17 protein-coding genes are annotated in these 15,253 nt (G+C 59.2%); 6 read left to right on the forward strand and 11 right to left on the reverse strand.

What is annotated here, in order from left to right; all coding sequences use genetic code 11:
• Positions 1-79: 79 nt before the first annotated feature.
• The gene (locus JFU37_RS11070) at positions 80-520 is read right to left on the reverse strand and encodes a hypothetical protein (protein WP_201115336.1); all 441 of its coding nucleotides are present in this window, start codon (positions 518-520) and stop codon (positions 80-82) included.
• Between JFU37_RS11070 and JFU37_RS11075 the strand changes: the two genes are divergently transcribed.
• On the forward strand, positions 519-974 hold the full coding sequence (locus JFU37_RS11075; protein WP_007949025.1) for a tRNA (cytidine(34)-2'-O)-methyltransferase: 456 nt from the start codon (positions 519-521) through the stop codon (positions 972-974). The genes JFU37_RS11070 and JFU37_RS11075 overlap by 2 nt on opposite strands.
• Positions 975-1,159: 185 nt before the next feature.
• Here JFU37_RS11075 and secB read toward each other — a convergent pair whose 3' ends face one another.
• The 3 genes from secB to JFU37_RS11090 are packed head-to-tail and all read right to left on the reverse strand — an operon-like array spanning position 1,160 to position 2,362.
• Positions 1,160-1,651, reverse strand: coding sequence for a protein-export chaperone SecB (secB, locus tag JFU37_RS11080; protein WP_201115337.1), 492 nt, complete (start codon positions 1,649-1,651; stop codon positions 1,160-1,162).
• 41 nt (positions 1,652-1,692) lie between these two features.
• Positions 1,693-1,947, reverse strand: coding sequence for a glutaredoxin 3 (gene grxC, locus JFU37_RS11085; protein ID WP_201115338.1), 255 nt, complete (start codon positions 1,945-1,947; stop codon positions 1,693-1,695).
• Position 1,948: 1 nt separating this feature from the next.
• Positions 1,949-2,362, reverse strand: a complete 414-nt coding sequence (locus JFU37_RS11090) for a rhodanese-like domain-containing protein (RefSeq protein ID WP_201115339.1) — start codon at positions 2,360-2,362, stop codon at positions 1,949-1,951.
• Between the two features lie 153 nt (positions 2,363-2,515).
• Between JFU37_RS11090 and gpmI the strand changes: the two genes are divergently transcribed.
• The 5 genes from gpmI (at position 2,516) to JFU37_RS11115 (ending at position 9,231) form a co-directional block, all read left to right on the forward strand.
• Positions 2,516-4,045, forward strand: coding sequence for a 2,3-bisphosphoglycerate-independent phosphoglycerate mutase (gene gpmI / locus JFU37_RS11095; protein ID WP_201115340.1), 1,530 nt, complete (start codon positions 2,516-2,518; stop codon positions 4,043-4,045).
• 231 nt (positions 4,046-4,276) lie between these two features.
• A complete protein-coding gene (locus JFU37_RS11100; protein ID WP_201115341.1) occupies positions 4,277-5,572 on the forward strand; it encodes a murein hydrolase activator EnvC family protein in 1,296 nt (431 codons plus the stop codon).
• 34 nt (positions 5,573-5,606) lie between these two features.
• The gene (locus JFU37_RS11105; protein ID WP_201115342.1) at positions 5,607-6,926 is read left to right on the forward strand and encodes a S41 family peptidase; all 1,320 of its coding nucleotides are present in this window, start codon (positions 5,607-5,609) and stop codon (positions 6,924-6,926) included.
• 1 nt (position 6,927) lies between these two features.
• Complete coding sequence (locus tag JFU37_RS11110) at positions 6,928-7,719, forward strand: divergent polysaccharide deacetylase family protein (protein ID WP_201115343.1); 792 nt, start codon at positions 6,928-6,930, stop codon at positions 7,717-7,719.
• A 201-nt stretch (positions 7,720-7,920) separates the two neighbouring features.
• Positions 7,921-9,231, forward strand: coding sequence for a Vps62-related protein (locus JFU37_RS11115; RefSeq protein WP_201115344.1), 1,311 nt, complete (start codon positions 7,921-7,923; stop codon positions 9,229-9,231).
• On the opposite strand, the gene JFU37_RS11120 is transcribed toward JFU37_RS11115, so the two are convergent.
• The 7 genes from JFU37_RS11120 to JFU37_RS11150 form a co-directional block, all read right to left on the reverse strand.
• The gene (locus tag JFU37_RS11120) at positions 9,212-9,967 is read right to left on the reverse strand and encodes a substrate-binding periplasmic protein (RefSeq protein WP_201115345.1); all 756 of its coding nucleotides are present in this window, start codon (positions 9,965-9,967) and stop codon (positions 9,212-9,214) included. The genes JFU37_RS11115 and JFU37_RS11120 overlap by 20 nt on opposite strands.
• 145 nt (positions 9,968-10,112) lie before the next feature.
• Positions 10,113-10,883: an imidazole glycerol phosphate synthase subunit HisF gene (gene hisF, locus JFU37_RS11125; protein WP_007949037.1), complete on the reverse strand. Its 771-nt coding sequence runs from the start codon at positions 10,881-10,883 to the stop codon at positions 10,113-10,115.
• 9 nt (positions 10,884-10,892) lie between these two features.
• Positions 10,893-11,630, reverse strand: coding sequence for a 1-(5-phosphoribosyl)-5-[(5-phosphoribosylamino)methylideneamino]imidazole-4-carboxamide isomerase (gene hisA / locus JFU37_RS11130; RefSeq protein ID WP_033058290.1), 738 nt, complete (start codon positions 11,628-11,630; stop codon positions 10,893-10,895).
• A 42-nt stretch (positions 11,631-11,672) separates the two neighbouring features.
• Positions 11,673-11,933 (reverse strand): DUF2164 domain-containing protein, encoded by a 261-nt coding sequence (locus JFU37_RS11135; protein WP_042557196.1) that lies wholly within the window; start codon positions 11,931-11,933, stop codon positions 11,673-11,675.
• Complete coding sequence (gene hisH, locus JFU37_RS11140; protein ID WP_090176778.1) at positions 11,934-12,572, reverse strand: imidazole glycerol phosphate synthase subunit HisH; 639 nt, start codon at positions 12,570-12,572, stop codon at positions 11,934-11,936.
• Complete coding sequence (hisB, locus tag JFU37_RS11145) at positions 12,572-13,165, reverse strand: imidazoleglycerol-phosphate dehydratase HisB (protein ID WP_129439274.1); 594 nt, start codon at positions 13,163-13,165, stop codon at positions 12,572-12,574. The genes hisH and hisB overlap by 1 nt, the downstream gene beginning before the upstream one ends.
• A gap of 271 nt (positions 13,166-13,436) precedes the next feature.
• On the reverse strand, positions 13,437-15,101 hold the full coding sequence (locus JFU37_RS11150) for an OFA family MFS transporter (protein WP_201115346.1): 1,665 nt from the start codon (positions 15,099-15,101) through the stop codon (positions 13,437-13,439).
• Between the last annotated feature and the right edge of the window lie 152 nt (positions 15,102-15,253).

The raw sequence follows: 15,253 nt of genomic DNA on the forward strand, positions 1-15,253 counted from the left end.
TTACACCGGGCTCACGACGCAATGCGCGAGCCCTCCCGTTTTGGGAACCTTGGTACAGGCAGGCCGGGGATTCCCTCTTTTATTGCTCTCGGAGATGGATCTCCAGCCGCCAGCGGTCATCGACCTCGCTACCGGCCCACTCGCCTTGCAGTGGTCGGGCCGCAACCACCGTCAGCAACAACCCTCCATCACTCAATCGCACGCGCCAGTTCACGCCCTTGTCGTTGAGCTTGAGCTGCCCTTTCTGCGCCTTGCCTTCGGCCTCGAACAGCAGCGCGACCGTGCCGTCGACGATCTCGCCGTGAGTCTTGGGTTCGTTGTTGAACCACACCACCAGCCCATCGCTTGTCACCTCGACTTGCTGCAATTCGCTGGGGTCTGGCGTGGTCAGGCGACCGATCATCAGCCCCACCATCATGCCGACAATCGCCAGCGAACCGATCACGCGCGGGAATAGTTTCGAACGCGGGTCGACTGGCGGCGTAGAATGCCCGTCATCTTTACCTTCGGAGCCGTGCATGTTTCACGTCATCCTTTTTCAACCAGAAATTCCGCCGAATACCGGCAACGTTATCAGGCTGTGCGCCAACAGTGGCTGCCACCTGCATTTGATCGAGCCGCTGGGCTTCGAGATGGACGACAAGCGCCTGCGCCGGGCCGGCCTCGATTACCACGAGTATGCCACCCTGCAACGCCACGCCGACCTCGCCAGCTGCCTGGAAAGCCTCGGTCATCCTCGGCTGTTCGCCTTCACCACCAAGGGCTCGCGACCGTTCCACGACGCTAGCTTCGCCGAGGGCGATGCGTTCCTGTTCGGCCCGGAAAGCCGAGGACTGCCGGCGGAAGTGCTCGATGCCTTGCCTGGCGAACAACGCCTGCGACTACCGATGCGCGAAGGTTGCCGTAGCCTGAACCTGTCGAACACCGTAGCCGTCGCGGTGTACGAAGGCTGGCGTCAGCTCGGCTTCAAATAACACCCCGATCCCTGTAGGAGCTGCCGCAGGCTGCGATCTTTTGATTTTGATTTTCAAGATCAAAAGATCGCAGCCTGCGGCAGCTCCTACAGGGGATCCGCGAATCATTGCGCATCCGGCGATTTCGTTTGCTCCATGAAAAAAGCGCCTTCATAGGCGCTTTTTTCATGGAGCAAACGATGCTTTTATTGGACGGTCGGAGTCTCGCCAGCCGCCTGCATGCGTTGCAGCTCTTGTGCGTACAGCGCGTCGAAGTTCACTGGAGCCAGCATCAGGGCCGGGAACGAACCACGGGTGACCAGGCTATCCAGGGTTTCGCGAGCATACGGGAACAGGATGTTCGGGCAGAACGCGCCGAGGGTGTGGCTCATCGACGCGTCGTCCAGGTTCTTGATCAGGAAGATCCCGGCCTGTTGCACTTCAGCGATGAACGCCACTTCTCCGTTATCACCGTTCTTAACGGTCACGGACAAGGTCAGCACGACCTCGTGGAAGTCACCTTCCAACGCCTTTTGACGGGTGTTCAGATCCAGACCGACGCTCGGTTCCCACTGCTGGCGGAAGATCGCCGGGCTTTTCGGGGCTTCGAAGGACAAGTCACGTACGTAGATGCGCTGCAAGGAGAATTGCGGTGCGGTTTCTTCTTCGCTAGCTGCAGTGTTCTGTTGGTCAGTCATCACAGATCCTTTCTGATCTTGGGGTCTTATAGGGAAGGCATTCAGGCCTTGAGCATCGCGTCGAGCTTGCCGGCGCGGTCAAGGGCAAACAAATCATCACAACCACCCACGTGGGTGCCACCGATCCAGATCTGCGGCACGGACGTACGTCCGGCTTTCTGAGCCATGGCGGCGCGCACCTGCGGCTTGCCATCGACCTTGATCTCTTCGAAGGCTACGCCTTTGTTCTCGAGCAAATACTTGGCTCGCGAGCAATAAGGGCAGTAATCGCTGGAATAGACGACGACGTTGCTCATATCACTTCACCAGCGGCAGGTTGTCGCCTTTCCAGCTGGAGATACCGCCGGACAGCTTCGCGGCGGTGAAGCCGGACTTCATCAGTTCGCGGGCATGAGTACCAGCAGTCTGGCCCATGGCGTCGACCAGAATGATGGTCTTGGCCTTGTGCTTTTCCAGTTCGCCGACGCGTGCAGCCAGTTTGTCGTGAGGAATGTTGACCGCACCGACAATGTGACCGGCGGCGAAATCCTTGGTCGGACGGATGTCGACCACAACGCCCGCGTCCTTGTTGACCAGGCCGGTCAGTTCACCGGTGCTCAGGCTGCGGCCACCGCCTTGCATCTGATAGGCCAACAGCAAAGCCGCCAGTACGACGAAGATACCCACGAGAATGTAGTGGTTGGTGGCGAATTGAATCAGATGATCAACCATCGAAGGAGGTTCCAGGGCGTTAAAATGTCGGCCAGTATACACAGCCACTATGGTGGGCCAAACCCCGTCCGGCGGTGACGTGGCCGGAACTTCGCTTTAAACTGCCACTCCCTTTTCCATCGCCCTCTTTTAACTCAGCCACGAGTGGAATCCATGACTACCACGCCTAAACCTTTGGTCCTGATCATTCTCGACGGCTTCGGTCACAGTGAGAGCCCTGAATCCAACGCCATCCTTGCGGCCAAGAAGCCCGAGCTGGACCGCTTGTGGGCTACCGTGCCGAACGGCCTGATTTCGGGCAGCGGCATGGACGTCGGCCTGCCGGACGGCCAAATGGGCAACTCCGAAGTCGGCCATATGAACCTCGGTGCCGGCCGCGTGGTGTATCAGGACTTCACGCGCGTGACCAAATCGATCCGCGACGGCGAGTTCTTCGAGAACCCGACCATTTGCGCGGCTGTGGATAAAGCCGTTGCTGCCGGCAAAGCCGTGCACTTCATGGGCCTGCTGTCCGATGGCGGCGTTCACAGCCACCAGGACCACCTGGTCGCCATGGCCGAACTGGCCTACAAGCGCGGTGCCGAGAAAATCTACCTGCACGCCTTCCTCGATGGCCGCGACACGCCGCCGAAAAGCGCGCAGTCGTCCATCGAATTGCTCGACGCGACCTTCCAGGCCCTCGGCAAGGGCCGGATCGCCAGCATCATCGGCCGTTACTTCGCCATGGACCGTGACAACCGTTGGGACCGTGTGGCCCAGGCCTACAACCTGATTGTCGATGGCCATGGCGAATTCAACGCCGCCACTGCGCAGGAAGGTCTGCAAGCCGCTTACGAACGTGGCGAGAGCGACGAGTTCGTCAAAGCCACGTCCATTGGTGAACCGGTGAAAGTCGAAGACGGCGACGCCGTGGTGTTCATGAACTTCCGCGCCGACCGTGCGCGTGAGCTGACCCGCGTCTTTGTTGAAAACGATTTCAAGGAATTTGAACGCGCTCGCCAGCCGAAACTGGCCGGCTTCGTCATGTTGACCCAATACGCCGCCAGCATTCCCGCGCCTTCAGCTTTCGCGGCGGGCAGCCTGGAAAACGTGCTGGGCGACTATCTGGCGAAAAACGGCAAAACCCAGCTGCGCATCGCCGAAACCGAGAAATACGCCCACGTCACCTTCTTCTTCTCCGGCGGTCGTGAAGAACCCTTCCCGGGCGAAGAGCGCATCCTGATCCCGTCGCCACACGTCGCCACCTATGACTTGAAGCCGGAAATGAGCGCGCCGGAAGTCACCGACCGCATCGTCGACGCCATCGAAAACCAGCGTTACGACGTGATCGTCGTTAACTACGCCAACGGCGACATGGTCGGCCACAGCGGTGTGTTCGACGCGGCGGTGAAAGCCGTTGAATGCCTGGACCTGTGCGTCGGCCGCATCGTCGATGCACTGGAAAAAGTCGGCGGCGAAGCCCTGATCACTGCCGACCATGGCAACGTCGAGCAGATGTCCGACGCATCCACCGGCCAAGCCCACACCGCCCACACCACCGAGCCGGTGCCGTTCATTTATGTCGGCAAGCGTGACCTCAAGGTGCGTGATGGCGGCGTGCTGGCGGATGTTGCGCCGACCATGCTGATGCTGATGGGCCTTGAGAAACCGGCTGAAATGACCGGGACATCGATTCTGGTGTAACCCGCCTCTTCAAACACCGCCAAAACCCTGTGGGAGCGGGCTTGCTCGCGAATGCGGTGTGTCAGTCGACATCAACGTTGCCTGACACACCGAATTCGCGAGCAAGCCCGCTCCCACATTGGTTTTGCGGTGTTTTTCCGTCCGGTTATCACACAACCCCAATTGGGCGTTTTTTTTGCGGCGCATGGCGGGCATACTAGGCCGTCCCTTTCCCTGGTGTCGCCCGCCTCTATGCTTCGCGTCCTGATAGCCCTTGCTCTGACTTGCCTGCTCCAACCGGCCTTTGCTGACGAGCGCGCGCAAACCCAACAACAGTTGGACGCCACGCGTCAGGACATTGCTGAGCTGAAGAAACTGCTGGGCAAGCTGCAACAAGAAAAGTCCGGCGTGCAGAAAGACCTTAAAGGCACCGAGACCGAGATGGGCAATCTCGAGAAGCAGGTCGAAACCCTGCAAAAAGAGCTGAAGAAAAGCGAATCCGAGCTGCAGCGACTCGATACCGAGAAAAAAAAACTCCAGAGCGCGCGCATTGAACAGCAACGACTGATCGCCATTCAGGCCCGCGCGGCCTATCAGAACGGCCGTCAGGAGTATTTGAAACTGCTGCTCAACCAGCAAAACCCGGAAAAATTCGCCCGCACCCTCACTTATTACGACTACCTGAGCCAGGCCCGCCTGGAACAGCTGAAGAACTTCAACGAAACCCTGCGCCAACTGGCCAATGTCGAAAAAGACATCGCCCTGCAGCAGGCCCAGTTGCTGGTGCAAAAAAGCAGTCTCGACAGCCAGCGCGACGAACTCGACAAAGTCCGCCAGGAGCGCCAGCAAGTCCTGGCCAAGCTGAACGAAGACGTGAAGGCTCGCGATCAGAAACTGGCCGCCCGCGAGCAGGATCAGGCAGACCTGTCTAAAGTCCTTAAAACTATTGAAGAAACCTTGGCTCGCCAGGCCCGTGAGGCAGAAGAGGCGCGGCAAAAAGCGCTGATCGCCCAGCAGGAAGCCGAAAAAAAGCGTTTACGTGAGGCTCAGGCTGAAGCAGACGCTGCCACTGACGCCCCACGCAAACCCGCTAAACCGACACCTGGCGCGCTGGTTTCAAGTTCAGGCGAGACGTTCGGTGGCCCTTTTGCTTCAACCCGGGGAAAACTTCCGTGGCCCGTTGATGGTCGACTGCTGGCACGCTTTGGCGAAACCCGTGGCGACGACGCCCGCACCAAGTGGGACGGCGTGATGATCAGCGCTGCGGCAGGCAGCCAGGTGCATGCCGTACATGGCGGTCGCGTGGTGTTTGCCGACTGGTTGCGCGGCGCCGGGCTGCTGGTGATTCTCGACCACGGCAACGGTTTTTTGAGTCTTTATGGTCACAACCAGACGCTGCTCAAGTCTGCGGGTGACGTGGTAAAAGCCGGTGAATCCATCTCCACTGTCGGCAACAGTGGCGGGCAGGACACACCAGCGCTGTATTTCGCTATTCGTCAGCAGGGTCACCCGAGTGATCCGGCGCAATGGTGCCACGCGCAAGGATAGGCGTTGAGTCACCTACATTAGGAGTTCGTTCGACATGCTGCATTTGTCTCGCCTTACCTCGCTGGCCCTGACGATCGCCCTGGTGATCGGCGCGCCTCTGGCGTTTGCCGCTCAACCGGCCCCGGCTATCGCGCCTGCGGGCACTGCTGCGACCACCAAGGCACCGTTGCCTCTGGAAGAGTTGCGCACCTTTGCCGAGGTCATGGATCGGATCAAGGCCGCCTATGTCGAACCGGTAGACGACAAGACCCTGCTGGAAAACGCCATCAAAGGCATGCTCAGCAACCTTGACCCGCACTCCGCCTACCTGGGCCCGGAAGACTTCGCTGAATTGCAGGAAAGCACCAGCGGCGAATTCGGCGGCCTGGGCATCGAAGTGGGCGCCGAAGACGGTTTCATCAAGGTGGTTTCGCCGATCGATGACACCCCGGCCTCCAAAGCGGGCATCCAGGCGGGCGACTTCATTGTCAAGATCAACGGCCAACCGACTCGCGGCCAAAGCATGACCGAGGCCGTCGACAAGATGCGCGGCAAGATCGGCCAGAAAATCACCCTGACCCTGGTGCGCGATGGCGGCACACCGTTCGACGTAACACTGGCCCGCGCCGTCATTCAAGTGAAGAGCGTGAAGAGCCAGCTGCTGGAGTCCGGCTACGGCTACATCCGCATCACCCAATTCCAGGTCAAGACCGGCGAAGAGGTTTCCAAGGCCCTGGCCAAGCTGCGCAAAGACAACGGCAAGAAACTCAAAGGCATCATCCTCGACCTGCGTAACAACCCGGGCGGCGTGCTGCAAGCGGCGGTGGAAGTGGTTGACCACTTCATCACCAAGGGCCTGATCGTCTACACCAAGGGCCGCATCGCCAACTCCGAACTGCGCTTCTCTGCCACCGGCAAAGACGAAAGCGAGGCCGTGCCAATGGTCGCCCTGATCAACGGCGGCAGCGCGTCGGCCTCGGAAATTGTCGCCGGCGCCTTGCAGGATCAGAAACGCGCAGTGGTCATGGGCACCACCAGTTTCGGCAAAGGTTCGGTGCAAACCGTGCTGCCGCTGAACAACGACCGCGCATTGAAGATCACCACAGCGCTGTACTACACGCCGAACGGCCGCTCGATTCAGGCACAGGGCATCGTTCCGGACATCGAAGTGCGCAAGGCCAAGATCACCAGCGAGCAGGACGGCGAGTACTTCAAGGAAGCCGATCTGCAAGGTCACTTGGGCAATGGCAACGGCGGCGCCGACAAACCGACCGGTTCCAGCGGGAAAGCCAAGCCGATGCCACAGGATGATGATTACCAGTTGGCCCAGGCGCTGAGCCTGCTCAAAGGGCTGAGCATCACCTCCGGCCGCTGAGATGCCTCTGCGGTTCATCCTTGGTCTGCTGTGCTGTCTGGCGGGTGTTGCTCACGCAGCGCCCGTCGCCACGGTGCCTCAAAAGGCCTACATAAGTCTGATCATCGATGATCTGGGGCAGAACCTGCCCCGGGATCGCCGCGTGCTGGCCCTGCCCGGCCCGGTGACCACGGCGATCATGCCCGACACGCCCCACGCCAGCGAATTCGCCCGCGAAGCCCATCGCGCTGGCAAGATTGTCATCCTGCACATGCCCATGGATCCGGCCACCGGGCCATTCGCCTGGCATCCCGACTTGTCCATCGAGGAGCTGGAAAAACGCCTGAACGCTGCGTTCAAGGCCGTGCCCTATACGGCGGGCATCAACAATCACATGGGCAGCCGCATGACCGCTCAGCCGGCTGCCATGGCCTGGCTGATGGCGGACTTGCAGCGTCGCCACAAGTTCTTCGTCGACAGCCGCACCAGTGCGCAGACAGTCGGAGCAGCTGAGGCGCAGAAAATTGGCTTGGCGAGCGTTTCCCGGGATGTGTTTCTGGATGATGAGCGCACGGAAGCTGCAATCTTCACGCAACTACAGACGGCGATTAGCCTGGCACGAAAGCAAGGTTCGGCGGTGATGATCGGCCATCCGTATCCGCAGACGCTGGCCGTTCTCGAACAGGAACTGCCCAAGCTCAAAGCGCAGGGTATCGACTGGATCGATATCAAAATGATGATCAGCGTGCGCGGCAATCGCGCAACGGCTGCACATGGCAAGGATGGGCAATATCGCCTCCCGGCCCCGCGATAATTGATTACGGCTGCACAGGCGCGTGACCTCGCTGTCCGTGACGCCGAAGACTGCAAGACCCCCGTCTTAAGTGCGGCTCCAAACAGTTCGCTACAGACAAAACAATAAATAGTTACCGCCAACTGCTTCACCCGGTCGTGAATAGTAAGACCTGCATTAGGTCTCGACTCCCTTGAGTCGCTTTTACTATCAGGATTGATCATGAATACAGACGACAACGTCACCCGCGCCGACAGGCCAGGGGAATCAATAAAATACAAAAACCTGCTGATCAACTTTACGACGGAGTTCAACCGAACCTGGAACCCCCGGAGCGCTTCGAAACCTGGAGTTTTTTGGCGCCCCGCTCCGGCTCCGGATTTGCTGCCGGGATTTTTCCCGCTGGGCGATATGATCGAATCCGGGGAAGACAACATCAACGGTAAAAGAGTGGCCGCCGTTGTGTGCGAGGGCGAGCTGCAAGGCGGAGATTCTGCGCCAGAAAAAGCACTCAGTCGGCCGGACGACTATGAGCAAGTCTGGAGAGATTCGGGCTTGGAATCGGACGGTGCCCTATGGCGACCGATCCCGCCTGATGGGTATGTGGCGCTGGGGCTAGTGAGTAGCGCAGGCGACGAAAAGCCATCTCTTCACGCGGTACGTTGCGTCCGGGCAGATCTGGTGATCGCGTCAAGCCTTGGCGACTCGATCTGGAACAACTGGGGCAGTGGCACGAATCAAGATTTCGGCGCCTGGCATATCAAAACTCCGGTTGCGGCAGCAGGAGAGATCTACTTCGCACCTGGCACCTTTGTCGGCTTCAAGAATATTACCCATCCATCGACCCAGGTCGCCGCTTATTCATTGCGCATCCAGATCCCACTGCAAATCAATCCGGCACCCGAAGTCCCGGTACTTTCCGGATTCATAGCACCCGCACCTCTAGAAACATCCGAGGCCACTCAAATTGCCACCCTTCCCTGGTTCGCGGTCGAAGACGACGCCCTGCGCCCCCTCGAAAGATTAAGCAAATCACCGCACTATCAGTTGGAAAGAACAGACAGATATGTGCTCGCCGGACACGGCCATAACACCGGCGACAAGAGCAAGTTATTCCGCTGGACAGCGCCCCGGGCTCTGGTTCGCATGGCGTTGCAATTATTCACCCGCATCACCTCTATCGAGGTCACAACCGAATGGCCCATCAGGAGTTTGAACGCGGGCCGACCGATACAATTCTCGGCCCGGTTGAGCAAAAACTTCACTCACACCGAAACATCATCCAGCGGATGGACCACCTCGAAAGCCTTAGAAGTCGTCGCTTCCGTTCCGAAAAACGAAATGGTGGCGGTTTATCAGTTGCAGAGCCACTACCAGCTGCGACGCAAAGACGGCACGGAAGTGGCTGTCAACTTCGCTTATGCCGATAGAGACAGTCTGTACTTTACCGACTACCCACCCAAAGACAGTGACGTTGCCGCCGCCCCTCTGCCGGTGACAAACTCGCCGACCGCTACAGATACCGCCCCATGATTTCGTCGACCACGCCGTCCTTGCGTAGCTGATCCAGCGCAGCCTGCAATTTGGCGACGACGTCGTCCGGCACCTGCTTGTTCAGCGCCAGGTACAGTTCAGCGCTGTTGAAGCGCAGTACGGTCTTGAGCCCGGTGACCCCGTCCTGGCGCGCCAGGTAGCGCCCGGCCGGGTCGCCGGTAGCCCACAGATCGATCTGCCCGCTGACCAGCTTCTTCGCGTTATCCTGATCGCGTAGAACAACGATGGGGTTGAGGCCCTGCTTGGCCAACGTCTCGGCAATCGCATCGCCCTTGTACGCGCCGATCTTGTATTTGCGCGCATCGTCCAGGGTTTCCAGGCTGATCTTGCTATCAGCCCTGGCCAGCATGATCCAGTCGTCCGGGCCGATAGGGCCGACCCACTTGAACAGATTCTCGCGGTCCGGCAGCCGCGCCATCACAAATACGCCATAACCAGGTTTCTCGAGGGCGATTTTGTAGATTCGCTCCCAAGGAAAACGCAGCGTCAGGCTGTAGGTGATTTCGGCGCGTTTGAACATCTCGCGGACGATGTCGACGGCGATGCCGTTGATGTTCTCGTCCTGAGCGAAGTTTTTGCCGTTCTTCGCCATGTTGTACGGAGGGAAGTTTTCCGTCAGCAACACCAGGCCGGTGTCGGGATTTTCTGCGGCATGCGCCCCATTGATGAGCAATAGAGAAGCGCTGGCGAGGACAAGAAGAAGGCGTTTGAGCATGTCTGGCTACCGAAATCCATGGCGTACCCAAGAGTGCCTTGAGCCCGCCATGATGTCCACTGGCCTGTATCGTTTGTTGAAGCGCTGTATGAAAAGCCCGCCTTCCAACACAGTTGATCGTCGCGAAGGCAGTTTTCGCAGGTGCCTAACGCATCACGATGCCGCGATGCGCCATGTAGGCCTTGGCTTCCTGCACGGTGTATTCGCCGAAGTGGAAAATACTCGCCGCCAACACCGCGCTGGCGTGGCCTTCGAGAATGCCATCGGCCAAGTGCTGCAGATTGCCTACACCGCCGGAAGCGATCACCGGAATGCCCAAAGCATCGCTGATGGCGCGGGTGACACCCAGGTCGAAGCCGTTTTTCATGCCGTCCTGGTCCATGCTGGTCAGCAGGATTTCACCGGCACCGAGGCCTTCCATCTTCTTCGCCCATTCAACGGCGTCGAGCCCCGTAGGCTTGCGACCACCGTGGGTGAAGATTTCCCAGCGCGGGGTTTCGCCCGGCAGTGAAACCTTCTTCGCATCGATAGCGACGACAATGCACTGCGAACCGAAATGTTGCGCCGCTTCGCCGACGAATTCCGGGTTGAACACGGCCGCCGTGTTGATCGAAACCTTGTCCGCGCCAGCGTTCAGCAAGTTGCGAATGTCCTGCACGGTCCGCACGCCACCGCCCACGGTCAGCGGGATGAACACCTGGCTGGCCATGCGCTCGACGGTGTGCAGCGTGGTGTCGCGGCCGTCGACGCTGGCGGTGATGTCGAGAAAGGTAATCTCGTCAGCGCCCTGCTCGTCGTAACGACGGGCGATTTCCACCGGGTCGCCGGCGTCACGAATGTTCTCGAACTTCACACCTTTAACGACCCGGCCGTTATCCACGTCCAGGCAAGGGATGATGCGTTTGGCCAGCGCCATGGTCAGTCCTCAGCCTTTGTACGAATCGCAGAAAGCTTGCGCTTCAGCGACATCGAGGGTGCCTTCGTAGATCGCCCGGCCGGTGATCGCGCCGATGATGCCTGGTGCCTTGGCGTCGAGCAGCGACTTGATGTCACCGAGGTTGTGGATACCGCCGGAAGCGATCACCGGAATCTTCGTCGCGGCGGCCAGCGCAGCGGTGAACGGTACGTTGCAGCCCTGCATCATGCCGTCTTTGGCGATGTCGGTATAAACGATCGCGGACACGCCGTCGGCTTCGAATTGCTTGGCCAGGTCGATCACCTGAATGGTGCTGATTTCAGCCCAGCCGTCGGTGGCAACGAATCCATCCTTGGCGTCCAGACCGACAATAACCTTGCCCGGGAACGCGCGGCAGGCTTCAGCAACGAAGGCCGGATCTTTCACCGCTTTGGTACCGATGATCACGTAGCTCACGCCCGCTTTCACGTAGTGCTCGATGGTTTCCAGCGAGCGAATACCGCCACCGATCTGGATCGGCAAGTTCGGGTAGCGCTTGGCGATGGCGGTAACCACTTCGCCATTGACCGGCTGGCCTTCGAAGGCGCCGTTCAGGTCGACCAGATGCAGACGACGGCAACCGCCCTCCACCCACTTGGCAGCCATGCTCACCGGGTCATCGGAGAACACTGTGGAATCTTCCATGCGGCCCTGGCGCAGACGAACACAGGCACCGTCTTTGAGATCGATAGCGGGAATAATCAGCATCTGGCAAACCTTCAAATTCGAGTGTTCAGCTTCGCTCGGAAATCAGTTTTTCTCGAGCGCCCACAGGTCGCTTTCGATGCTTTCGAACCTCTCTTTGAGGTGCGTCTGCACATCGAAAATCGCCCTGTTGTAATAGTGCGGAGCAATTTCACGGGTAAACAGCTCAAGAATTTCAGCCGCTTCGAACGAACCCAGGTCCAGTTCGAAGCGATCTTCCATGAACCGCTTGATCTTGTGATTGGCCTCGTTCTCCTGTTCGGGAGTGAGGGTCAGGATCGGCGGTTTGGATTTCTTGGCGGCCATTTACCAGCGACCGTCCCACGCCGCGAAGTTCTGCAGCAATTGCAGGCCATGGGTATGGCTCTTCTCCGGGTGGAACTGCACGGCGAAACGCGAGCCATCGGCCAGCGCCGCAGCAAAATCAACACCGTAGTGACCGCCACCCACCACCTGCCGGGCGTTGCCGGCCGCGATGTAGTAGCTGTGCACGAAATAGAAACGCGCCAGGTCCGGAATGTTGTGCCACAGCGGGTGACTCACCGTCTGCTTCACTTCGTTCCAGCCCATGTGCGGGACTTTCAGGTGTTCGCCGTCTTCATGCAGGTCCTTGCCGAAGAACTTCACCGCGCCCGGAAACAGGCCGATGCAGTCGACGCCGTCGTTCTCTTCGCTGCTGTCGAGCAAGGCTTGCATGCCGACGCAGATGCCGAGAAATGGACGGTCCTGGCTGACTTCACGCACCAGCGAATCGAAGCCCAGACGACGAATTTCCGCCATGCAGTCGCGAATCGCGCCGACGCCGGGGAAAACCACCCGGTCGGCTTCGCGAATCACGTCGGCATCGCTGGTGATCAAGACCTTGCCGGCACCGACGTGCTCAAGGGCCTTGGCCACTGAGTGCAGGTTGCCCATGCCGTAATCGATAACCGCGACCGTCTGCATTACAGAACGCCTTTGGTCGATGGCATCTGACCGGCCATGCGGTCATCCAGCTCTACCGCCATGCGCAGTGCACGGCCGAACGCCTTGAACACGGTCTCGATCTGGTGGTGGGTGTTGTGCCCACGCAGATTGTCGATGTGCAGGGACACGTTGGCGTGGTTGACGAAGCCCTGGAAGAATTCCTGGAACAGGTCAACGTCAAAGCCGCCGACGGTAGCGCGGGTATAGGGAACATGCATCTGCAGGCCAGGACGGCCGGAGAAGTCGATCACCACGCGCGACAGCGCTTCATCGAGCGGCACGTAGGCGTGGCCGTAACGACGGATGCCTTTCTTGTCGCCGATGGCTTTGGTGAAGGCTTGACCCAAGGTGATACCGACGTCTTCCACGGTGTGGTGGTCGTCGATGTGCAAGTCACCCTTGCTGACAATATCCAGGTCGATCAGCCCGTGACGGGCGATCTGGTCCAGCATGTGCTCAAGAAAAGGTACACCGATATCAAATCGGGCCTTTCCGGTGCCATCCAGGTTGATCGAGGCTTTGATCTGGGTTTCCAGAGTGTCGCGCTCGACAGACGCCTTACGTTCGGCCATCACCAGCTCCGCAAAATCATTGGGCGAAAAAGGCAGCCATTATAGGGGCGCGGACGGGAAACAGAAACACGAGAGGTGATATCACTGACGGAGTGAATCCGGCGCTGTCAGCGATATACATGTCAGTACAAGCCAGATTCTGCGCCTTGAGCGGATCAAATGTAGGAGCGAGCTTGCTCGCGAAGGACGTGAGAGCAACGCGTTTGTTCAGGAAGAACGCATTATCGTTAACGTCATTCGCGAGCAAGCTCGCTCCTACAGGTTTTTTGCGTTAGTGGAACAGGACCGCGGTCTTCTGCAAGGTCACCCAAACACCCCACGCCAACGGAATACCCACCACCAACCAGGCAGCCACCGCCAACGGCTTGGTGCCAGCCCCGGCTTTCCACTCCAGCACGGTGCTATTGTCAGCGCCCTTGTCGTGGCCCAGCGCCTGTTCGGCGGCCAGTTCAGCGTCGGTCATGAAGTACTTGTCGGCCACTGGACGCACCAGCAGGTTGCAGATGAAACCCAGCACCAACAGGCCCGCCAGGATGTACAGCGTGATGTCGTAAGCCGCCGCGCGTTCCACGCCGATGCTTAACTGATATTCGCGCAGGTAGTTCACCAACACCGGTCCCAACACCCCCGCGGCTGCCCAGGCAGTCAGTAGACGACCATGGATCGCACCGACCATTTGTGTACCGAACAGGTCCGCAAGATAAGCAGGAACGGTCGCAAAACCACCGCCGTACATCGACAGGATGATGCAGAACGCCGCCACGAACAGTGCAACGTTGCCCAGGTGACCAAGGTTCGGGATCAGCGCGTACAGCGCAAAACCCAGGGCGAAAAACACGAAATAAGTGTTTTTGCGGCCCAGGTAATCCGAGAACGAAGCCCAGAAGAAGCGGCCGCCGATGTTGAACAGACTCAGTAAACCGGTGAAACCGGCCGCAATCGCCGCGATCGAGGCCAGTTGCGACGCGTCCAGCTGACCGAACGTCAGGTCGTTACCGAGTAATTTACCGGCGAACACTTCCTGCAACAGTGGCGAAGCCATACCGAGGATGCCGATACCGGCGGACACGTTCAGGCACAACACCAGCCACACCAGACGGAATTGCGGAGTCTTCCACGCCACATTCACATGGACGTGACGGTGCGTGATCATCGCGTTCGAGTTTTTTTTCGCCGGAGCGGTCCAGCCTTCAGGCTTCCAGCCGGTTGGCGGAACGCGATAGGACAAGGCGCCACCGATCATGAACACAAAGTAGATCGCGGCCATCACCAGAAAACTTTGCCAGACGCCTACGCTGTCTGCCGACGCGAAGTGGCCCATCAGCGCTGCGGCCAGCGGAGCACCCACCATCGCGCCACCACCGAACCCCATGATCGCCATGCCGGTCGCCATACCACGCTTGTCCGGGAACCACTTGATCAGGGTCGAGACCGGCGAGATGTAACCCAGGCCCAGGCCAATACCGCCAATGACCCCGGAGCCGACCCACATCAGCCAGATCTGATGGGTATAAATCCCCAGCGCCGAAATCAGCAGACCACCGCACCAGCACAGTGCCGATACAACGCCAGCCTTGCGCGGGCCGGCGTGCTCCAGCCAGCCACCCCAGATTGCGGCCGAGCAGCCGAGGAAGATGAAGAAAAGGGTGTAGATCCAGCCGAGCATCGAGATCGGCCAGTCGCATTGCGACGAGAAGATTTGCGAAATGAAGCTTATGTCCGGGGCACAGGTCACAGCCTTGGTGACACCCAAGGCTTTGGACAGTGGCAGCCAGAACACCGAGAAGCCGTACGCCATGCCGATGCACAGATGAATAGCCAGCGCGGCCGGCGGTACCAGCCAACGGTTAAAACCGGGCTTGGCGATGATGCGCTCCTTGGACAGGAACGCGGGCGGGTCGGCTTTAAGGCCGTCCGCCGTAATGCTCGTGGTCATTGTGTATCCCCCAATTATTAGTAGGGTCCGCCAGCCGTTCCTCATCCCCAGCCTTTATGCACGCGGGCATGACCGTTTTCTCGATGAAGCTTCATGTTGGTGCGACATCTCGTCGCAGAAGGACGGACGAACCGGCAGAGGTTACCATTTGC

Origin of the sequence: Pseudomonas sp. TH41 (genome assembly GCF_016650695.1) — a bacterium.
Lineage (GTDB): Bacteria > Pseudomonadota > Gammaproteobacteria > Pseudomonadales > Pseudomonadaceae > Aquipseudomonas.